This window comes from Micromonospora sp. NPDC048986 (assembly GCF_040649335.1).
GTDB lineage: Bacteria > Actinomycetota > Actinomycetes > Mycobacteriales > Micromonosporaceae > Micromonospora > Micromonospora alfalfae.
Window position 1 is genome coordinate 938,848 of the sequence record NZ_JBEZFJ010000001.1, and the last position, 19,895, is coordinate 958,742.

Genomic DNA, 19,895 nt, shown 5'->3' on the forward strand with positions numbered 1-19,895 from the left:
ATAACGACGACCGAAAGTGCAAGATCGACGGGGCGTGGGGTGGGGCGTGGGTCAGATCAGGCGGAGTTGGCGATCCTTGGGGCGGCGGGGCTCGGCTTCGCCGAAGCGTTCGAAGAGGCCCGGGTCGATGGTGTTGAGGAACTGCGAGGGGGCGCAGTCGCGCTCGGTGCCGTGCCGGGTGCGGCGGGCGGCGTGACTGACGTACAGCCGGTCCTGGGCCCGGGTCAGGCCGACGAAGAAGAGCCGGCGCTCCTCGGCGACGGCGTCCTCGTCGGGCGTCGAGCCCGGCCAGCGCAACGGCAACAGGCCGTCCTCGACACCGACCAGGAAGACCACCGGAAACTCCAGACCCTTCGCGGCGTGCAAAGTGAGCAGCGTGACCGCCTCGGCCCGCGGGTCGAGCGCGTCCACCTCCGCGCCGGTGGCCAACTGCGACAGGAAGGCCTCCAGGTCGTCACCGCAGCGTCGGGCCAGCGGGGTCAGCAGGTCCACGGCCGAGCGGACGTCCTCCGGACGGACAGCGCTGCCGCCGCCGTCCAGGGTGGGTACGGCGAACCGCTCCGCGACCACCTGACCGGCCAGCCGCACCCGGGCGGCAAGTGCACCGGCCAGACCATCGGCGTGCCGTAGCTCGCGGGCGATGGCGGCCACCCCGGGCCGGTCCCGCAGCCGGTCGTGGGAACGCTTCTGCACGGGGATGTTCGCCCGGGTCAGGGCGTCCACGATCGGGGCGGCCTGCGCGTCGGTGCGGTACAGCACCGCGATGTCGGAGAACGACAGCGAAGTGGACCGGCCATCGATGCGGCCCGAGTCCAGCGAACGGTGCGACAACCCGCCGACCAGGTCGTCGACGGTACGCACCACGAAGTCGGCCTCCTCGGCCACCGACGCCGCCGGGTAGCGCCCGACCAGCGGAGCCTCCGGATCGAGTCGGGCCGGGTCCAGTCGCCGGCCCCGGACCAGCGAGGACGGCGCGATGGCCTGCACGGCGGCGGCCAGGATCGGCGCCGACGAGCGGTAGTTACGGTTGAGCCGGACCAGTCGGGCGTCGGTGAAGTCCTCGGAAAAGCGCAGGAAGTAGCCGACGTCGGCACCCCGGAACGAGTAGATCGCCTGGTCCGGGTCGCCGATCGCGCAGAGGTTGCCGTCGGCGGGGCTGAGCAGCCGCAGCAGCTCGTACTGCACCTCGTCGACGTCCTGGTACTCGTCGACGAAGATCCACTGCCAGCGGTCCCGGTACCGTTCGACCAACTTCCGATCGGCCCGCAGCAGCTCCACCGGCAGGGTCACCAGTTCGTCAAGGTCGACCAGGTCCTGCTTGCGCAGCAGCGACACGTACGCGGCGCTGTCGTCGCCGGCCTCGGTGCGTGCTGCCGTCCGCTCGGCGTCGTCGGCGATCCGGAAGTCGGCCGGGAGACCCGCCGCCCCGACGTTCTCCCGCAGGATGGTCAACCCCAACGCGTGGAACGTCCCCACCGTGACGTCCTCAGCGACCGGGCCGAGTAGGCCGTCGAGACGGTGCCGCAGCTCCTCGGCGGCCCGACGGGTGAACGTGATCGCGAGGCAGCGCTCGGGGAAGACGTTCAGCTCCGCGCAGAGGTACGCGATCCGGTGGGTGAGCGTCCTGGTCTTGCCGGTGCCCGGACCGGCCACGATGAGCAGCGGACCGCCAGGTGCGGAGGCGGCCACCCGCTGCATGGCGTCCAGTCGGTCCAGCAGGCCGGTGCCGACCTCCTCCATGCCGGAGAGCATCGGCTCGAACGGCTCGTGCGGAGACGGCGGTGACGCGATCGGCGGTGCGGGCGCCGGAACCGGCTTCCGCTTCGGCTCCGCCTTGGCCGTCGCCGGACGCTTGGCCGGGACCCGGGGAGCCGGCTCCGCGGGTCGTCGCTGCGCTGGCACCGGTACGTCGAACAGCGTCTCCTGCGCGCCCAGCTCGGCCGGGTCGAAGAGCGTGATCACGCCGTACTCGCCGTCGTAACCGGGCACCCGGCGGACGTCGCCGCGCCGCAGCCGTCCGATGCCCTCGGCGAGCAGCTCACCACCGGTCTGCGCGATGTCGCTCAGCGGGGTCGTGGTCAGGATCTCCAGCTCGGGGCCGAGTGCGGCCAGCAACTCGTTGAGGCGACCCTCGACCTTCTTCGACCGGGCACCCACCTTGTTGATCTCGCCGAGGATCTCGGCCAGCGGCACCAGGTGGGTGACGTCCCGGGCGTGCGCCGGCCGGTGCCCGTCCGGGCGGTCGGCCAACTCCTCGATCCGGCTGAGGACACCCACGGTGAGTGGCTTGCCGCACTCGGGGCAGCGACCGCCGGCGGCACGGGTGCGCTCCGGAGACCAGTTGACCCCACACAGCCGGTGCCCGTCCGCGTGGTACTTGCCCTCCTCCGGGAAGAACTCGATGGTGCCGGCCAGGCCGTCACCGCTCCGCAGCGCCTCCCGAACGGCGAAGTAGTCCCGTTCGGCGGTCAACACCGTCGCCTCCCGGCCGAGCGCCGGCGGCGAGTGCGCGTCCGAGTTGGACACCAGTTGGTAGCCGTCCAGGCTGCCGACCCGCCAGTTCATGGCGGGGTCGGAGGAGAGCCCGGTCTCCACGGCGAAGATGTGCTCGGCGAGGTCGGCGTAGCAGTCGGCGATCGCGTCGAAGCCGGACTTCGAACCCAGCGCGGAGAACCAGGGAGTCCAGATGTGTGCCGGCACCAGATAGCCGTCCGGGCTGGCCTCCAAGGTGATCTCCAGCAGGTCCCGGGAGTCCAGTCCGAGGATCGGCCGGCCGTCGGAGCCGAGGTTGCCGATCCGGCCGAGCGCGCTGTTGAACCGGGCCACCGCGTCCAGATCCGGCAGGTAGATCAGGTGGTGCACCTTGCGGGTCCGGTCGTCCCGCTTGTAGATCGTGGAGATCTCCACGCTCAGCATGAAACGGACCGGGTCCGCCTCCGCGGTCTGCGCCAGTCGGGGTGGCAGCCGACGGGCGAGGTCCCGTTCCGCCTCCGGGTCGAGCCGGTAGAGCCCCGGTTCGGCCGGGCGCAGCGTCTCCCGCAGGTGGTCGTACCAGGCGGGGTGGGTGAAGTCGCCGGTGCCGAGCAGGCCGATGCCCTTACGCCGGGCCCACCACGCGAGGTTCGGCAGGGTGAGGTCACGGCTGCACGCGCGCGAGTACTTCGAGTGGATGTGCAGGTCCGCGACGAATGGCGGTAGGCCACCGGGGGGTACGGCGCTGAACGGGGGCACGCCGCATCCTGTCACGCCCGCCGCACCGGCCACCGGCCGCCACGCGCGTACGTGACCTCCGCTATGCCGAGCGCAGCTCGACCAGACTGATCTGCGGCTCCGCGCCCACCCGGACCGGCGGCCCCCAGAAACCGGCGCCGTTGGTCACGTAGACCTTGGTCCCGTCGACCTCGCCGAGCCCGCTGACCACCGGCTGCTCCAGCCCGACGGCCAGGTTGAACGGCACCATCTGCCCGCCGTGGGTGTGCCCGGACAGTTGCAGGTCGACGCCGTAGCGGGCCGCCTCCTTGGCTGCCAGCGGCTGGTGTGCGAGCAGGACCACGGGTCGGCTCGGGTCGCGGTCACCCAGGGCGGCGGCGAAGTCCGGCCCGGCGGCGAGGCCGGTGCCGCCGGTCGCGTCCAGGTCGTTCACGCCGGCCAGGTCGAGCACACCGCCCCGGGCCTGGATCTCCTGGCGCCGGTTCTGCAGGACCCGCAGACCGAGCCGGTCGACCTCCTGGACCCACTCCTGCACGCCGGAGTAGTACTCGTGGTTGCCGGTGACGAAGAAGCTGCCGTAGCGGGAGCGAAGGTCGCGCAGCGGCGCGGCGGCCGCGCCGAGTTCGGCCACCGAGCCGTCGACCAGGTCACCGACGACCGCGACGATGTCCGCGTCGAGCCGGTTGATCGCGGCGACGATCCGCTCGGTGTGGGCCCGTCCGCGCAGCGGGCCGAGGTGGATGTCGGAGACGGTGGCGATGCGCAGGCCGTCCATGCTGCGGGGGAGTTTGGCGAGGGGGATCCGCACCCGGTCGAGGTGGGGCGGGCCGAGCGCGGTACGAACGCCGTACCCCACGGTGCCGGTGGCGGTGAGGCCGGCGAAGATGGCCGCCCCACGGGCCAGCAGCAACCGACGGGACGGGTCGTGGTCCGGTGCCGCGACGGCGCCGGCTGCCGGTGGCTCGGTCGGCCCGGCGGCACCGACCAGCGCCGGCTCGGGCGCGGCGGCGGTGGGCTCCGCGGCGACCACCCGGCGGCGCAGCACCAGCCGGGCGACAAGCATTGGGACTTCCAGCACGACCAGTACGACGAGCAGGTAGAACATCAGCGCGAGCCACAGGTAGCCCGGCCAGGCGAGCCAGTAGAGCCCGGCCTGCGTTCCGGCGAGGGTGACCGGCACGAGCAGGGCCAGCACCAGGGCGGCGATCCCGCCGATCCGTCGCCAACGGCCCGGCGTGGTGGTGTCCCGAACGAGCCGCTTCCACAGGTAGAGGTGGATGAGGCCGGTGACCAGCGCCAGGACAGCCACGAACCCCAGAACCGCCATCATGTGTCGCGCCTCCCTCAGCCGCCCGCGAACGGGGGCAGGACATCGATCGTGGCCCCGGCCGGTAGGGGTGCCTGACGATCATGACAGGTGACGCCGTTCACGAGGAAACTCGCCACCCGCAGCACCCCGGCGAGCCGGTCGCCGTGGCGCTGGGTCAGCTCGGCCGCGAGGTCGTCCAGAGACGGCCCGGCGGGGATCGCCTCCTCGGCGCGGCCGGCGGCGGCGCGGGCACCCGCGAAGTAGCGGATGGTCAGCGGTGACCCCTCCACGCTCAACCTCCGATCGCGGACATCGGGCGGGTCGGCTGGAGGAAGGTGGGGTCGTCGATGCCGTGCCCGGCGCGCTTGCCCCACATCGCGGTACGCCAGCGCCGGGCCAACTCGTCGTCGTCCGCACCGGTGCGCAGCGCGGCACGCAGGTCCGACTCTTCGGTGGCGAAGAGGCAGGCGCGGACCTGACCGTCGGCGGTCAGTCGGGTGCGGTCGCAGTCCCCGCAGAAGGGGCGGGTGACGCTGGCGATCACACCGACCCGGGCGGGGCCTCCGTCGACCAGCCAGGTCTCCGCAGGTGCCGCGCCGCGCTCGGCCGGGTCGGGGCTCAGATCGAAGACGGTACGCAGCGACGCCAGGATCTCCTCGGCGGTGACCATGGTGTCGCGGGCCCAACCGTGCTGGGCGTCCAACGGCATCTGCTCGATGATCCGTAGCTGGTAGTCGTGATCGAGGGCGAAGCGGAGCAGCGCCGGCGCCTCATCCTCGTTGACACCACGCATCAACACTGAGTTGATCTTCACGGGGCTGAGCCCGGCGGCCGCCGCCCCGGCGAGCCCGGCCAGCACCGCGTCGAGGCGGGGGCGGCGGGTGAGCGTGGTGAACCGGTCCGGGTCCAGGGTGTCCAGTGAAACGTTCACCCGGTCCAGGCCGGCCGCCCGCAACGCCGGGGCCAGCCGGTCCAGGCCGATGCCGTTGGTGGTCAGCGAGACCCGGGGGCGGGGCTGGAGGGCGGCGACCGCCGTCACGATGCCGACCAGCCCGGGTCGGATCAGCGGCTCACCGCCGGTGAACCGCACCTCGGTCACGCCGAGCAGCTCGACCGCCACCCGGACCAGCCGGACGATCTCCTCGTCGGTCAGCAACTCGGGGCCGGCCAGCCAGGGCAGCCCTTCCGCCGGCATGCAGTAGGTGCAGCGCAGGTTGCACTTGTCGGTGAGGGACACGCGCAGGTCCCGGGCGACACGGCCGTACCGGTCGACGAGGACGCCGTCGGACCCCGGGGCGGCGCTCACCTGTCGACCGTAGCGCGCTCGGCCCGGCTCAGGACGCCACGGGCGGTCTGGACGACCACATCTCGGAAGCTGACGCCGAAGAGTGCCGTGTGCACGAGCAGCAGATGCAGTTGATGCACCGGCACCCGGTCACGCCAACCGTCAGGTAGTGGCCAACTCTCCTGATAGGCGGCCAGCACCCGATCCAGGTGGGGGATGCCGCCGAAGAGGGCGAGCTGGGCGAGATCCGTCTCCCGGTGCCCGCCGTGCGCTGCCGGGTCGACGAGCCAGGCCCGGTCGTCGGCCCCCCACAGCACGTTGCCCGGCCACAGGTCGCCGTGGATGCGCGCGGGCGGCTCGTCGCCGCCGAGCCCGTCCAGCCGACCGATCACCTGCTCGACCAGAGCGGCATCGGCGCTGGTCAGCGCGCCACCGTCGACCGAGCGTCGCAGGTAGGGTGCGAGGCGTCGCTCGGCGAACCAGGTCGACCAGCGCCCGCCGGTGGGGGTGTTGTCCTGTGGGAGCGAGCCGATGAACCCGGGCCAGCTGGCACCGAAGGCGGTTGCTCCCGCCCGGTGCAGCCCGGCCAACTCCCGGCCGAAGCGCTCCGCGGCCTCCGGCGTCGGTTCGCCGGGCTCCACCCAGTCGAGCGCCAGCAGCTCCGGCAACACCACGATCACCTCGGGTACGCCGACAGCGCCCGCCTCCCGCAGCCAGCGCAGGCCGGCGGCCTCGGCGGCGAAGAAGCCCTCCGGCGGCGGTCGGTCGGCGTCTTCGGGCCAGGATTTGGCGAAGACGGAGTGGCCGTCGTCGAGGGTGAGCCGGGCGGCCGCGCAGATGTTTCCACCGGCGACCGGCGTCTCTCGGAGCCGCTGATGGGTCCGGAAGGTCGGGAGGTGTGCCGGATGCGCGCGCAGGTACGCCAGGTCCATCAGCGCACGGTAACCGCTCCTTACGACAGGCAGGTGTCGCCCGACGACATCGGCGCTCTTTCCGCACTCGTAGGTGTGGCTTGAGCAGGGTCAACACGTTCAGTAACTGTGGATAAGCCGCGTGTCGTCCACAGGGGTGGCCGGGCCCGGCACGCCAGCCGCAGGCTTCCGACATGACCTCGACCGAACGCCCTCAGCTCGCCGTCCGCTCACCCGCCGACCTGATCGCCGCTGTGCCGTACCTGCTCGGCTTTCATCCCACCGACAGCGTGGTCGCCGTGGCGCTGGTCGGCCGACAGATCGTCTTCGCCGCCCGCGCGGACCTGCCCGAGCCGCCCGAGCTGGGCGGCCTGGCGGGGCACCTGGCCGGCGTGATCCGCCGACAGGGCGCGGAGGCCGCCACCGTGGTGGGCTACGGGCAACCGGAGCGGGTCACCCCGGCCGTGGACGCGGTGCGCGACGCGCTGTACGACTTCGGGCTGCACGTGCTCGACGCGCTTCGGGTGACCGACGGCCGCTGGTGGTCCTACCTCTGCACCGAGCCCGACTGCTGCCCGCCCGAGGGCCGCCGCTACGACCCCAGCGTCAACCGGGTGACCGCCTCGGCGGTCTTCGCCGGTCAGGTCGCACTCCCCGACCGGGCCGCCCTGGTGGGGCAGGTGGCACCGGTGGAAGGGACGGCCCGGGAGGCGTCCCGGGCGGCCACCGCCCGCGCCGAGTTGAGACTGGCCGAGCTGATCGAGCGGGCACCCGAGAGTGACCTGCTCGGGGCGCGGGCGTTGCGCGCCGCCGGGGTGGCGTCGGTCCGCGAGGCCCAGCGCCGGCAGCGGCGTGGTGAGCGGCTCGACGACGACGAGGTGGCCTGGTTGAGCCTGCTGATGACCCACCTGCCGGTCCGCGATCACGCATGGGAACGCACCGACGGCCGGGACCGGGACATCGCCCTCTGGACCGACGTGCTGCGCCGCGCCGAGCCGGAGGTTGCCGCAGCGCCCGGTGCGCTGCTGGCGTTCGCCGCGTGGCGCGCCGGACAGGGCGCGTTGGCGGCGGTCGCGCTCGAACGCACGCTGAGCCTGCACCCCGACTATCCGCTCGCGCTGCTGCTGGACGACCTGCTCCGGCGGGGCGTGCCCCCGGCCGAGTTGGACGGCTGGCCGTCGGTCGGGATGCCCGGCGTCATCCGGCCCCGCAAACGGAGCCGACGTGGCCGCCGCTGACAACCCCACCGTCCGCGCGGTAACACCGTCGGTGCTACCGACGTTGATAGGCTGGCGGACGTGACAGTCAAGCGCTCCGTGAGCCTCCCCGACGACGTCGCCGACTGGCTTGACCAGCAGCCCAACGTCTCGGCCGCCATCACCGCGGCGGTACGGGTGCAGATGGCCCGCGGGCACCTCGACGAGGTGCTGCGGCGAGCCGGCATCGAGGTGACCGAGGCGGGTAGGGCGCGATGGCGGGAGCGCCTCGCGACGCCCATTCCGGCGGACGCTCTGGCCGAGGGGCGCCGGATGTTGGGACACGCCGGATGAGCGATCAGATCGCCGTCGTGTTCGACGCGTCGGCGTTGACGGCCTACCTCGAGGGCAACGTCGCGGTGGGGGAGTTGATGCTGGAGGTCGCCGACGAGGGTCGGCAGGTGGCAGTCCCCGCGACCTGCCTGGCTGTCGCCTTCGCGAGCGTGGCCGACGAGATCGATGCCGCGCTGCTCGCCCTGATGATGACCGCCCCGATGATCCGACTGCTGCCGCTCGACGCCGAGGACGTGCGCGACACCGGCAAGCTGGCCCGCGCTCTAACCGGAGACATCTCGTCCGGCCAGGCCGCCCGTGCGGCACTCACCCACGAGGCGCACTACGCGACAGTGCGACCCAAGGTGGCGGCGACGGTGCTCCCCACCAACTGGAGCATCCTCGACCTGGCGTGACGGCTCCCCCGGCAACGCCCTCCGTCGAAGGATGTACGCGTTGCTCCTGTCCACGGCCGACGCGGCGGGCCCACCGCCGCCGGAGAATGATCTCGTGACCGTTCTCCGCTCTGGTACGACATGACCCCCGAGTTGCTGCTGTCGCTGGCCGGGCTGGCGTTGATCGACAGCACCAGCATCGGCACCCTCTTCATCCCGGTCTGGTTGCTGCTCGCCCCCGGGCCGGTCAACGTCCGGCGGATCCTGGGCTACCTCGCCACCATCGCGGTGTTCTACCTCGCGGTGGGGCTGCTGCTGGTCTGGGGAGGCAGCAGGCTGGGCGACGCGCTGGGCGGCGCCCTGGACAACCGGGGCGTCCTCTGGGCACAACTCGTCCTGGGCGTGGCGATGCTGGCGCTCAGCTTCCGCTACGACGGCAAACGCCGTCCTCGTACCGGTGGTGTGTTGCGCTGGCGGGACCGGGCCACCGCCGGAGATTCCTCGGCCCGCTGGTTGGTCGGGCTCGCGCTGCTCGCGGCGCTTGCCGAGGTGGCGACCATGCTTCCGTACCTCGGTGCGGTGGGTCTCCTGGCCACCTCGGGGGTGGGAGCGGCGAGCGTGGTGGTGCTGCTCACCGGGTACTGCCTGGTCATGGTGCTGCCGGCGGTGCTGTTGCTGGGTGCCAGGGTGGCCCGCCCGCGACTGGTCGAGCCGGTGCTGGCCCGCCTGAACACCTGGATCGTCACGAAGGCGGGCAGCGCGTTGGGCTGGATCCTCGGCATCGCCGGTTTCCTGATCGCCCGCGACGCCGCCGCACGGCTGGCCCTGTTCGACCTGATCGACCGGATCGGTCGCTGACTCGGCCGCTCGGGTCAGGCTGGCTGCTCCACGGTGATCCGGTGCGGCCCGGTGTAGACGTTCATGGTCCTCCCGCGCAGGAAGCCGACAAGTGTCATCCCCGCCTCGTCGGCCAGTTCCGCGGCGAGGGTGCTCGGGGCGGACACCGCGGCCAGCAGCGGCAATCCCGCCATCCACGCCTTCTGGGTCAGCTCGAAGCTGGCCCGTCCGGAGACCAGCAGCAGGTGGCCGGCGAGCGGCAGTCGACGTTCCCGCACGGCCCAGCCGATCACCTTGTCCACGGCGTTGTGCCGGCCCACGTCCTCCCGGAGCACCACCAACTCGCCGTCCGGGGTGAACAGGCCCGCCGCGTGTAGCCCGCCGGTCCGATCGAAGCCACGCTGGGCGGCGCGCAACCGGTCGGGCAGCTCGGCGAGCAGCGTGGCCGGGACGCTGAGCGGGTCCGCCGCGACCGGAAAGAGCGACCGGGTGCGTATCGCGTCGATGCTGGCCTTGCCGCAGACCCCGCAGGAACTGGTCGTGTAGAAGTTCCGGGACGGGTCGGTGGTCGGTTCCGGTACGCCGGGGGCGAGCACCACGTCCACCACGTTGTACGTGTTCGGCGTCTCCGCGCCCGCACAGAGCTGCGCGGTCAACACGTCGTCGGTCGACCGGATCAGCCCTTCGGTCAGCAGGAACCCGATGGCCAGGTCCAAGTCGTCGCCGGGAGTACGCATGGTGACGGCGAGCGGCCGGCGTCGACCGGGACCGGCCGCGCCGACCCGGATCTCCAACGGCTCCTCCACGGCGAGCGTGTCCGGTCGGCGGACCGACCCACGTCCGGCGGTCGCCGCGTCCAGGTCGATCCGGAGTACGCCACGTCGATCAGTTGCCCGTCCCATCTCGCCATCCTCCACCCCCCGCCGGCACACCCGCACAACCACCGGCCATCACCCCCTCCGCAACCGCCACCGCCACCCACCCCGCCCCGCCCAACCCCACCCACCCCACCCCGCCCCAGGGCGTTGATCATGAAGTTGTTTGCGCGTGTCGTCGGCGTGTCGAGCAATAACTTCATGATCACCGGGCCGGGGCCGGGGCCAGGGCCGGGCGGGGGCGGGGCGGCAGGGGCGGGGGGCCGGGTGGGGGCCTCGCGATCGGCCCGTTTGGGCGGTGGCCCGTTTGAGCGTCAAGCACGGCTACGGTGGCCGGGTGGGGACGTATGCCGCAGTGGTGCTCGCGGGTGGGGCCGCCCGACGGATGGGCGGGCTGGACAAGCCCGCGCTTCCGGTCGGCGGCCGGCCGATGCGTGACCGGGTGCTGGCCGCCGTCACCGACGCGACGCAGCGGGTGCTGGTCGGTGCGGCCGACGCTGTGCCGGCGGGTGTGCGGGTCGTCCGGGAGGACCCGCCCGGCGGGGGTCCGGTCGCGGCGGCGGCGGCCGGCCTGGCGTTGCTGGATCCCGACACCACACTTGTCGCGCTGCTCGCCGCCGACCTGCCGCTGCTCACCCGGGCCGCGATCGGCGACCTGCTGAACCACCTCGACCAGGAGACCCCCGACACCGAACCGGCGGGCGGCCACTCCGCCCCGGCCTCGCTGGCCCGCCCCGGCCTCGCTCCGGCGTCGCCGGCGGGTGGCCGCCTCGCTCCGGTGCCGGCCGGCGGTGGCCTCGGCGGCGAGCGGGGACCGGACGGGGCGTGCTTCGTGGACGGGGACGGGCGGCGGCAGTCGCTCTGCGGTGTCTGGCGGGTCGCCGCGCTGCGGGCAGCTGTGCACCGGCTGACTGTCGAGCGGGGCGGCAGCCTGTCCGGAGCCCCGGTGCGGGCCTTGCTGGCCGGTCTCGTCGTGCGGGAGGTGGCCTGGTCCGGCGAGGGCCCGCCGCCGTGGTTCGACTGCGACACTGACGAGGACGTACGCCGGGCGGAGGAGTGGGCGCGATGACGGTGATGGACGACTGGGTCACGGCGGTGTGCGCCGAGTTGGATCTGGACCCGGCCGCGGTGCCGGTGCCGGCGGTGCTGGATCTGGCCCGGGACGTCGCCCACCAGGTGCTGCGTCCGGGGGCACCGGTCACCGCGTACCTCTTCGGGTTGGCGGTTGGCCGGGGCGCGGAGCCGGCGGACGTCGCGGCCCGGCTCAGCGCGCTGGCGGGCGCCTGGCCGGTCGAGCTGGGCGCCGACCCCACGGACCCGACGGCCCCCTGACCGCCGCTGTCCGATCCCGGTCCGGGCTGATTCGACCCTGCGGCGGCGTGGGTAGGGTGATCGTGACGGACGGAGGCGATCATGACGGCTGACCACCCCTCGGCGCCGCACGGTGAGCTGCCCGGTGCTTCGACTGAGCCGGCGGAATCGATCCTGCTCGACGAGCCCAGCACCACCGACCTGCGGGCGAAGGTGACCGAGGCGTGGCGGGAGTTCGCCCGCGCGCTCGCCGTACGGCTGCGGGAACTTCCCGTCGGCGCGCACCTCGACGTGACACTGGACCCCACCGCCTCCGGCACCGGGGACGCCGTCTATTCGATCAGCGTCGACGTGGACGCGGACCGGGTGCTGTCCGCCCGCGCGGTCGGCAACGCCGCTCTGCCGGCGGGCTACCGACTGGACCGGGGCGCGGTGGCGGACATGGTCGCGCTCGGTTGGTCCCCGCCCGGTGTCGTCGCCGGCTCCGGCGGTTCGTTCGGGCTGAACGCCACGACGGCCGAGTCGACCCAGGTCGCCACGCTGCTCTCCCGCACGCTGCGGGACGTCTACGGTGCTCCGCACCCGGCCTTCCTCGTCTATCTGGTGCACGACGCGGAGGGTGAGCCGCTGACAGTGGAACCGCTGGGCACCGCCCGCAGCGAGTTCGGTCCGGACGCCGACGTCGAGGCGGACCTAGAGGAGGCGCTGGCCGAGGCGGCTGCCGCCCAGGTCGAGCAGGACGACGTGCTCGACCTGGCCGATCGGGTGCGCACCGTGGTCTCCACCATGTTGAAGTCGGACACCGACCGGTTGCAGATCGACTCGGACGGCGACATCACCATCCGCGCCGGCTCGGCGATGGTCTTCGTGCGGGTGCGGGACAATCCGCCTCTGGTGGATGTCTTCTCCCCGGTGCTCACCGAGGTGGAGCCGACCGAGCGGCTCTACGTCAAGCTCTCCGAGTTGACGAACCGGATGCCGATCGGCCGCCTCTACTGCGCCGACGACACGGTGTGGGCGTCCATCCCGGTGTTCGGCCGCAACTTCCAGGCGACCCATCTGATGCTGGCGGTGCAGGTGATGACCGGTCTCGCCGACGAGTTGGACGACCGTCTGCACGGCGAGTTCGGCGGCAAGCGGTTCTTCGGCGAGGGTGACAAGCCGGTCCGGCGCGACGAGTCGGAGCACCGCACCGGCATGTACCTCTGAGCCCGATCAGGCCACGTCCAGCAGGGTTTTGCCGATCGTCGCGCGCGCCTCGATGGCGGCGTGCGCGTCGGCGGCGCGTTCCAGTGGGAAGCGCTGGCCGATGAGTGGTCGCAGCCGGCCGGCCGTCGCGTCCGCCAGGGCCCGTTCGGTGTACGCCCGCAGCCGGGCCGGTGGCACGTCCGGGCGGACCACTGTGACCTGCCGTGCCGTGGCGGCCTGCGCCGACACCGGGGACCACTCCCCGCTCGCCAGCCCGAAGCTGACCATCCGGCCGCCCGGAGAGAGCAGGTCGAAGGCGGTGCGGGCCACCGGGCCACCGACCCCGTCGAGCACCACGTCGACCCCGCCCAGCGCAGCGCGGACCTGCTCGGCCCATTCAGGCAGCAGGTAGTCGACGGCCAGCTCGGCGCCAAGGCCGGGTAGCAGGTCCACCTTGCGTCGCCCACCGGCCACGCCGATCACCCGGGCCCCGGCCCGGACCGCGAGCTGCACCAACAGGCTGCCGACGCCGCCGGCCGCGGCCTCCACCAGCACCCGGTCACCTGGGCGGACGCCGACCGCCTCGATCAGCATGGTGGCGGTCCGCCCGTCGGCCAGCAGTGCCACCGCCTCGTCCAGAGCCAATCCGGCCGGCACCGCGATCGTCGCCGACGCGTCCACCGCCGCGCGTTCGGCGTAACCGCCGGAACCTCCGGTGGCGCTGACCACCCGCTGCCCGGTCAGCGCCGGGTCGACGTCCGACCCGACCTCCGTGATCACCCCGCCGACGCCGTTGCCGGGGATCAGCGGTGGGGTGAGGCGGAACGGGCCGGGGTGGCCGGCGCGCAGTTGCGTCTCGATGAAGGTGATGTTCGCGTGCGCGACGTCGATCAGCACCTGGCCGGGACCGGGGACCGGGTCGGGCGCGGGGCCGGGCACCAGCACCTCGGGCCCGCCGAACTCACGTAACCAGATCGCCCGCATGACAGTCTCCTCGACCCAGATGGGCTGCCTCGCCCACTCGGGGCCAGTCCATCTCCTCAACCTGGGTTGAGGTCAAGAGGTGCTGGCGGACGGGCCGACGCCGGGGGATTCGACCAGCCGGGAGAGCACGATGGTGCTGCGGGTGGAGGTCACGAAGGATTCGGCACGCAGCCGCTCCAGTGCTGCCTCAAGGTGGGCGATGTCGGCGGCGCGCAGGTGTACGAGTGCGTCCGCCTCCCCGGAGACGGTGTAGGCGCCGACCACCTCGGGGTGTCGTCGGGCGGCCACGCCGATCTGCGCCGGGGTGGTCCGGCCGGCGCAGAAGAGCTCGACGAAGGCCTCAGTGGTCCAGCCGACGGCGGCCGGATCAACGACGGCAGTGAATCCCCTGATCACGCCGGTGGCGCGCAGGCGGTCGACGCGACGTTTGACCGCTGGGGCGGAGAGTGACACCCGGGCACCGATGTCGGCGTAGGACGCGCGGGCGTCCGCGACGAGTAACGCAATGATCCGCTGGTCTACCGCGTCTATCTGCAACGTTCCGCCTCTGGAAAGCAACGCTTGTGGCTGTTTTCAAAGTTCTACGGTACCTACTCTTGGTGACCGTGAACCAGCAGCGTTTCCCGCGAAAGCGGACATATCTCATGTGCTCGCCGGAGTACTTCGCTGTCGAGTACGCGATCAACCCGTGGATGGACGTGACCACACCGGTGGACCGGGACGCGGCCGTCAAGCAGTGGGACCGGCTGCGCGAGACGCTTGTCGGCCTCGGCCACGAGGTGCACCTGCTCCCCGCCGAGCAGGGCCTGCCCGACATGGTCTACGCCGCGAACGGTGGCTTCGTGGTGGACGGCAGCGTCTACGGCGCCCGGTTCAAGCACGAGCAGCGGGCCGCCGAGGCCGCCGCCCACCACGCCTTCTACGAAGCGCAGGGCTGGCGGTTCATCGCACCCAGCGAGACCAACGAGGGTGAGGGCGACTTCGCGTACGTGCCGGAGGCGCACGGCGGGCTCATCCTGGCCGGGCACGGCTTCCGTACCGAGATCCCCGCGCACGCGGAGGCGCAGGAGGCGCTGGGGCGTCCGGTGGTGTCGCTGCGTCTGATCGACCCCCGCTTCTACCACCTGGACGTGGCGCTCGCGGCCATCGACGACGCCAACGTCGTCTACTTCCCGGGCGCGTTCTCGGCGGCCAGCCAGCGGGTGCTCACCCAACTCTTCCCGGACGCGGTGATCGCCGACGACGAGGACGCGATGGCTTTCGGGCTCAACCTGGTCAGCGACGGCGCGAACGTGGTGCTCAACAGCGAGGCCACCCGCCTGGCCGGCAAGCTCAAGGCGGCCGGGTACACCCCGGTCCCGGTCGAGTTGGCCGAGCTGAAGAAGGGCGGCGGCAGCGTGAAGTGCTGCATCGCCGAGTTGCGGCACTGACGCCGCGAACGTCTCGGGGCCGGCCTCCCACTGGGAGACCGGCCCCGAATCGTGCTCCGGGTGGGCGTTCAGCCCAGCGTGGCCAGCTCGTTGATCAGCACGTTCGACATGACCTGACCGTCGCGCTGCACCTCGCGCAGGTACCACTTCTGCTGCGGGGTACGCGGCTGGTTGAACTGCCAGATGCCACGCGGGCTGTCGATCTGGCCGATCTTGCCCAGTGCCAGGTTGACCTGCTGCGGGGTCGGTTTCCCACCGGCCAGTTGGATGGCCTGGTCGAGCACCTGCGCCGCGTCGTACGACGCCATCGCGTACGTGGTGGGGGTGACCTGGTACTTCTTGCGGTACGCCGAGGCGAAGACCCGGTTCGACGTGTTGTTCAGGTCGGCCGAGTAGTTCAGCGCGGTCTGGATGCCCAGCGCGTTGTCCTTCAGGTTCTCCAGCACTGTGCCCTCGGTGAGGAAGCCGGGTGCGTAGATCGGCCCGGCGAACTTCTCGCGCAGCTGCTTGATGAACTCCACAGCCGCCGCTCCGGCGAAGAAGCAGAAGACCGCTGTGGGCTTCTTGGCCAGCGCCTTGGTGATGTCCGAGGCGTACGTCGTCTTGCCGGGGTTGGAGGTGGCGTTGGTGTAGGTCACCGGGTCGCCGATCCGCGGGTCGGTAGCGCCGAACTCCTGCCGGAAGCCGCGGACCACGTCCGGGCTGCCGACGTTCTCCGGCATGATGATCGCGATGCGGCCGTTCGCCGGCAGTTGGTCGCGTAGGTAGCGGCCCAGCGCCCTGCCAGCCTCGTCGAGCACGTACGAGGTCCGCCAGATGTAGAAGACGCTCTGCAGGCTGCTCGGCGAGGCGTTGGAGCCGATCAGCGGGACCCGGGCCTGCTCCACGGTGTCCCGGATGCCGACCATCACCGCCGAGTTGACCACGCCGGTGAGTGCCAGCACGCCCTGCTTGAGCAGGCCCTCGACGGCAGCCTTGCCCGTCTTCGCGGTGTCGCCCTCGTCGGCGGTCAGCAGATCCACCGGGTGGCCGCCCAGCCGCTGGTCGTGCAGGTCGAGGAAGAGCTGGAAGCCATTGGTGATGTCGTCGCCGATGCTCTTGAAACCACCGGCCTGCGGCGTGATCAAACCGATCTTGATCGGGCCCCGGTCGGCGGTCTGATCGGCGTCACCGTCTGAGCCACACGCGGCGACGAACCCGGTGGTACCGAGCGCGGCCAACAGTTGGAGCGCCCGCCTGCGATTCATCTGCGACACCGAGTTCCTTCCAAGGAAGCGTTACAGGGCCGAACACCGCCCCACCGGCGTTCTACCTGGTCCGCGACGCTGCGTCAATGGCTAGTGATCATCGTGCAGGGACCGCAACACGGCGAGCACCTGAGACCAGGCGACGGCCTCCGGGTCGATCAGCCCGAAATGCTCGCATCCGGGCAGTTCAACAAGGGAAATATCGGAACCTGTGACACGCGCCTCTGTGACGAAATCCCGGCTCATCTCCACCGGGACCTGACGATCGTCGGAGCCGTGCACAACTACCGTCCGTGTTCGTATCGGTACCAACATCCGTGGATCCGCTGCCGCGTATCGGTCCGGGACCTGTGCCGGTCCGCCGCCGAGCAGCGCGGCGACAGCGCCCGAGTCCAGATCCCGCCGGTACGCCTCGCCCAGATCGGCCACCGGGGCCAGCGCGAGCACCGCGCCCACCGTTGCCGGGGCGGTGGCCGCCACGTACAGCGCCAGGTGGCCGCCGGCGGAGTGCCCGACCAGGATCGGCGGGGCCGGGCTCACCCGACCGGGCAGCGCCTCGGCCGCCAGCACGGGCAGCTCGGCCACCCCGGTCAGCACGTCGGTCAGGGTGCCCGGCCAGCCACCTCCGGGCTGCCCGGTACGGCGGTATTCCAGCTGCGCCACCGGGTAGCCGTCAGCGGCGAGCGCCGCGGCCAGCGGGCCGGTGTGCCGTCTGTCGTACTCGGCCCGCCAGAAGCCGCCGTGCACCACGACGACCAGCGGCCGGGCCGGCCCGGTTCCCGCCGGGAGACGCAGATCGGCCACCTGATCCGGGTGGTCCCCGTACGCCACTGTCCGGTCGGGTTCCGGTGCGGGCCGGGTCAACACGGCGCGCGGGTCGACAGGCATGGCGCGACGGTAGCGCGCCCCGCCCGGGTGGTTCGGCCCCGGTAGTCGGTCCCGGCCGGCATGGCTCGCGTCCGCTGGGTAAAGATGGACCCCATGACCGAAGCGCGCTCCGCTGGACAGAACGACGAGCCCGGCCCCGACGACTCCGGCCACTCGGGCACGGTGGTGGTGGTTGGCCCGGACGGCCGGCCGATCGGCACGATGCAGACCGACGAGGGTCAGGGCGAGGACCCGACCCGCCTGGTCGAACAGCCGGCCAAGGTGATGCGGATCGGCAGCATGATCAAGCAGTTGCTGGAGGAGGTGAAGGCCGCGCCTCTCGACGACGCCAGCCGCAACCGGATGCGGGAGATCCACGAGCGGTCGATCGTCGAGCTCAAGGAGGGCCTCGCCCCTGAGCTGCGCGACGAGCTGGAGCGCATCTCGCTGCCCTTCGCCGAGGACAAGGCCCCCAGCGAGGGCGAGCTGCGGATCGCGCACGCCCAGCTCGTCGGCTGGCTGGAGGGCCTGTTCCACGGCATCCAGGCGGCCCTGGTGGCCCAGCAGATGGCCGCCCGGGTGCAGCTGGAGCAGATGCGTGGCGGCCGGCAGGCGCTGCCCAGTGGCCCCGGTGGGGTCGTCCCCGGGATGCCGGGCATCGGCCAGCCGGGCGGCGGCGAGGGTCACAACACCGGTCAGTACCTCTGACCTTCAGTCCACCCCGAAGATCTTCTCCAGGTACGCCGCCACGCCGTCCTCGGTGTTCGCCGTCGTCACGTCGTCGGCGACCGCCAGGACGGCGCGGTGCGCGTTGGCCACCGCCACGCCACGCCCGGCCCAGGTCAGCATCGGCACGTCGTTGGGCATGTCGCCGAAGGCCAGCACGTCCGCCGCGGCCACCCCGAGCTGGTCGCAGTACCAGGCCAGCCCCGCCGCCTTTGTCACCCCGGCTGCCGAGATCTCCACCAGCCCTGAGGACGACGAGTGCGTTGCCTCGGCCAACCCCGCCACCGCCGTGGCGATCAGCTCGGCGAAGGCATCAGGGTCCTGCTCGCCGGCGCGGGCGAGGAGCTTCACCGCCGGCACCGAGAGCAACTCCTCCGGCGTCTCGATCGGCCGGATGCCGTTGGCGTCGGCGTCCCAGCGCAGCGGGTAGTGCGCCTCGTGCCGCATCTCCCGGCTGTCCAGGATCTCCACGGCGAAGCTGATCCCGGGCACCTCGGCCCGTAGCCTCCGGGCGACCTCGGCCAGGTGGTGCGGGGCGAGCGGGTCAGCCCGCACCACCTCGTCGGAGAACGGGTCGTAGACAACGGCGCCGTTCGCGCAGACCGCCGGCAGCGGTCGGGCGAGCTGGTCGTACACCATTTTGAGCCAGCGGACCGGACGGCCGGTGACCAGGACGACCGGCGTGCCTCGCGCGGAGATCCGCGCGAGCAGGTCGGCGGTGCGTGGGCTGACTGTGTGGTCGTCGCGGATCAGCGTGCCGTCGATGTCGCTGGCGATGAGGCGGGGTGTGTCTCCCATTACCGGGACAGTAGCCGGTCCAGATACACCGCCACCCCGTCGTCGTCGTTGCGCAAGGTCACCTCGTCGGCGGCGGCGCGCAGCGTGGGGTGCGCGTTGGCCACCGCCACCCGCGACCAACCGGCCCACTCGAACATCGGCAGGTCGTTGGGCATGTCACCGAAGACCAGCACATCGGCCGGGTCGACCCCGAGGGTCTGCGCCACCACTGTCAGCCCGGTCGCCTTGTCCACGCCGGGCGGGCAGATCTCGATGAAGCCGAGCCCGGCCTGGGTGAGCGTGGCGACCTGCGGCGGGACGATCCGGCGGGCCACCGCCAGCAGTTCGTCCACGTGATGGTCGGCGGTCCGGGCGAACGCCTTGATCACGTCGCAGGCGAGGCACTCGTCGCGAGTACGCGCCTCGAAGCGGTCCTGGTAGGGCCAGCTCTCGTGGTAGTCGCCCCACAGCGGGGCATCGTGCTCGTCGGACGCCTCGACCATCACCGTCAGCGGGCCGACCTCCGCCTCCAGGTCGGCGAGGAGCCGGGCCAGCACCTCGGCGGGGAGCCGCTCGTCGCGGAGCACCACCGGGCCGCTCGGGTCGCTCTGGTCGACCACCCGTCCGCCGCCGGCCATCACCAGGAAGTCGGCGGCCCGGATGTCGTTGCGGGTCAACTCGGTCAACCGAGGGCCGCGTCCGGTCGCGCCGACCACCGGAATCCCGGCGGCGCGCACCCGGTCGAGCACCCCATGGGTGTACGCGGAGACGGTGTCATCGCTGCGGACCAGCGTCCCGTCGAGGTCGGTCGCGATCAACTTGGGCAGTCCCGGGCGGGTCATCGTTCCTCCTTCGCCCGCCGCCGTCGCACCGCCAGGGTCAGGGAAACCCGAGTCCCGGAGTGACGGCGGGCAGCAACCGTACCTCGCGGAACGGGTCGCATCCATGGCTTCCAGGCGAATCGGACGCCCTCGCGCCCCGCCCCCACCCGTCCCCGCGATCTTGCACTCTCGG

At 72.1% G+C, this 19,895-nt stretch carries 21 protein-coding genes; 9 read left to right on the forward strand and 12 right to left on the reverse strand.

What is annotated here, in order from left to right:
* Positions 1-51 precede the first annotated feature (51 nt).
* The 5 genes from AB0B94_RS04340 to AB0B94_RS04360 form a co-directional block, all read right to left on the reverse strand.
* The gene (locus AB0B94_RS04340; protein ID WP_357268117.1) at positions 52-3,231 is read right to left on the reverse strand and encodes a UvrD-helicase domain-containing protein; all 3,180 of its coding nucleotides are present in this window, start codon (positions 3,229-3,231) and stop codon (positions 52-54) included.
* A gap of 61 nt (positions 3,232-3,292) precedes the next feature.
* A complete protein-coding gene (locus tag AB0B94_RS04345; protein WP_357268119.1) occupies positions 3,293-4,540 on the reverse strand; it encodes a metallophosphoesterase in 1,248 nt (415 codons plus the stop codon).
* Between the two features lie 14 nt (positions 4,541-4,554).
* Positions 4,555-4,809, reverse strand: coding sequence for a MoaD/ThiS family protein (locus AB0B94_RS04350; RefSeq protein WP_357268121.1), 255 nt, complete (start codon positions 4,807-4,809; stop codon positions 4,555-4,557).
* Positions 4,810-4,811: 2 nt separating this feature from the next.
* Complete coding sequence (gene moaA / locus AB0B94_RS04355; RefSeq protein WP_357268123.1) at positions 4,812-5,825, reverse strand: GTP 3',8-cyclase MoaA; 1,014 nt, start codon at positions 5,823-5,825, stop codon at positions 4,812-4,814.
* Complete coding sequence (locus tag AB0B94_RS04360) at positions 5,822-6,736, reverse strand: fructosamine kinase family protein (RefSeq protein ID WP_357268125.1); 915 nt, start codon at positions 6,734-6,736, stop codon at positions 5,822-5,824. The genes moaA and AB0B94_RS04360 overlap by 4 nt, the downstream gene beginning before the upstream one ends.
* A gap of 173 nt (positions 6,737-6,909) precedes the next feature.
* Here AB0B94_RS04360 and AB0B94_RS04365 point away from each other — a divergent pair, with 173 nt between their 5' ends.
* From AB0B94_RS04365 to AB0B94_RS04380, 4 genes are all read left to right on the forward strand, one after another.
* Complete coding sequence (locus tag AB0B94_RS04365) at positions 6,910-7,953, forward strand: DUF4192 domain-containing protein (protein WP_357268127.1); 1,044 nt, start codon at positions 6,910-6,912, stop codon at positions 7,951-7,953.
* 60 nt (positions 7,954-8,013) lie between these two features.
* Positions 8,014-8,265: a hypothetical protein gene (locus tag AB0B94_RS04370; protein WP_357268129.1), complete on the forward strand. Its 252-nt coding sequence runs from the start codon at positions 8,014-8,016 to the stop codon at positions 8,263-8,265.
* Positions 8,262-8,660: a hypothetical protein gene (locus AB0B94_RS04375; RefSeq protein ID WP_357268131.1), complete on the forward strand. Its 399-nt coding sequence runs from the start codon at positions 8,262-8,264 to the stop codon at positions 8,658-8,660. The genes AB0B94_RS04370 and AB0B94_RS04375 overlap by 4 nt, the downstream gene beginning before the upstream one ends.
* A gap of 120 nt (positions 8,661-8,780) precedes the next feature.
* Complete coding sequence (locus tag AB0B94_RS04380; protein WP_357268133.1) at positions 8,781-9,497, forward strand: GAP family protein; 717 nt, start codon at positions 8,781-8,783, stop codon at positions 9,495-9,497.
* A gap of 14 nt (positions 9,498-9,511) precedes the next feature.
* On the opposite strand, the gene fdhD is transcribed toward AB0B94_RS04380, so the two are convergent.
* Positions 9,512-10,378, reverse strand: coding sequence for a formate dehydrogenase accessory sulfurtransferase FdhD (gene fdhD, locus AB0B94_RS04385; protein WP_357268135.1), 867 nt, complete (start codon positions 10,376-10,378; stop codon positions 9,512-9,514).
* Positions 10,379-10,688: 310 nt separating this feature from the next.
* On the opposite strand from fdhD, the gene AB0B94_RS04390 reads away from it, so the two are divergent.
* From AB0B94_RS04390 to AB0B94_RS04400, 3 genes are all read left to right on the forward strand, one after another.
* Complete coding sequence (locus AB0B94_RS04390) at positions 10,689-11,420, forward strand: NTP transferase domain-containing protein (RefSeq protein ID WP_357268137.1); 732 nt, start codon at positions 10,689-10,691, stop codon at positions 11,418-11,420.
* Positions 11,417-11,683, forward strand: a complete 267-nt coding sequence (locus AB0B94_RS04395; protein ID WP_357268139.1) for a DUF6457 domain-containing protein — start codon at positions 11,417-11,419, stop codon at positions 11,681-11,683. The genes AB0B94_RS04390 and AB0B94_RS04395 overlap by 4 nt, the downstream gene beginning before the upstream one ends.
* Before the next feature lie 81 nt (positions 11,684-11,764).
* Positions 11,765-12,871 (forward strand): YbjN domain-containing protein, encoded by a 1,107-nt coding sequence (locus AB0B94_RS04400; protein WP_238670022.1) that lies wholly within the window; start codon positions 11,765-11,767, stop codon positions 12,869-12,871.
* A 6-nt stretch (positions 12,872-12,877) separates the two neighbouring features.
* Here AB0B94_RS04400 and AB0B94_RS04405 read toward each other — a convergent pair whose 3' ends face one another.
* On the reverse strand, positions 12,878-13,834 hold the full coding sequence (locus AB0B94_RS04405) for a zinc-binding dehydrogenase (protein WP_357268141.1): 957 nt from the start codon (positions 13,832-13,834) through the stop codon (positions 12,878-12,880).
* A gap of 72 nt (positions 13,835-13,906) precedes the next feature.
* Positions 13,907-14,371: an Lrp/AsnC family transcriptional regulator gene (locus AB0B94_RS04410; protein WP_357268143.1), complete on the reverse strand. Its 465-nt coding sequence runs from the start codon at positions 14,369-14,371 to the stop codon at positions 13,907-13,909.
* 59 nt (positions 14,372-14,430) lie between these two features.
* Between AB0B94_RS04410 and ddaH the strand changes: the two genes are divergently transcribed.
* Entirely contained in the window at positions 14,431-15,264 is an 834-nt protein-coding gene (gene ddaH / locus AB0B94_RS04415; RefSeq protein ID WP_238670019.1) for a dimethylargininase, read from the forward strand.
* A 68-nt stretch (positions 15,265-15,332) separates the two neighbouring features.
* On the opposite strand, the gene AB0B94_RS04420 is transcribed toward ddaH, so the two are convergent.
* Both AB0B94_RS04420 and AB0B94_RS04425 read right to left on the reverse strand, forming a co-directional pair.
* Positions 15,333-16,520 (reverse strand): ABC transporter substrate-binding protein, encoded by a 1,188-nt coding sequence (locus tag AB0B94_RS04420; RefSeq protein ID WP_357268146.1) that lies wholly within the window; start codon positions 16,518-16,520, stop codon positions 15,333-15,335.
* An 81-nt stretch (positions 16,521-16,601) separates the two neighbouring features.
* Complete coding sequence (locus AB0B94_RS04425; RefSeq protein ID WP_357268148.1) at positions 16,602-17,399, reverse strand: alpha/beta fold hydrolase; 798 nt, start codon at positions 17,397-17,399, stop codon at positions 16,602-16,604.
* Between the two features lie 84 nt (positions 17,400-17,483).
* Here AB0B94_RS04425 and AB0B94_RS04430 point away from each other — a divergent pair, with 84 nt between their 5' ends.
* Positions 17,484-18,086: a bacterial proteasome activator family protein gene (locus AB0B94_RS04430; protein WP_091396749.1), complete on the forward strand. Its 603-nt coding sequence runs from the start codon at positions 17,484-17,486 to the stop codon at positions 18,084-18,086.
* Positions 18,087-18,089: 3 nt separating this feature from the next.
* Here the strand turns inward: AB0B94_RS04430 and AB0B94_RS04435 are convergent, their stop codons facing one another.
* Both AB0B94_RS04435 and AB0B94_RS04440 read right to left on the reverse strand, forming a co-directional pair.
* Positions 18,090-18,902 carry an HAD family hydrolase gene (locus tag AB0B94_RS04435; protein WP_357268150.1) on the reverse strand — a complete coding sequence of 271 codons (813 nt, stop codon included), beginning with the start codon at positions 18,900-18,902 and terminating at the stop codon, positions 18,090-18,092.
* Positions 18,902-19,723 carry an HAD hydrolase family protein gene (locus AB0B94_RS04440; RefSeq protein ID WP_357268152.1) on the reverse strand — a complete coding sequence of 274 codons (822 nt, stop codon included), beginning with the start codon at positions 19,721-19,723 and terminating at the stop codon, positions 18,902-18,904. The genes AB0B94_RS04435 and AB0B94_RS04440 overlap by 1 nt, the downstream gene beginning before the upstream one ends.
* Positions 19,724-19,895: the final 172 nt, after the last annotated feature.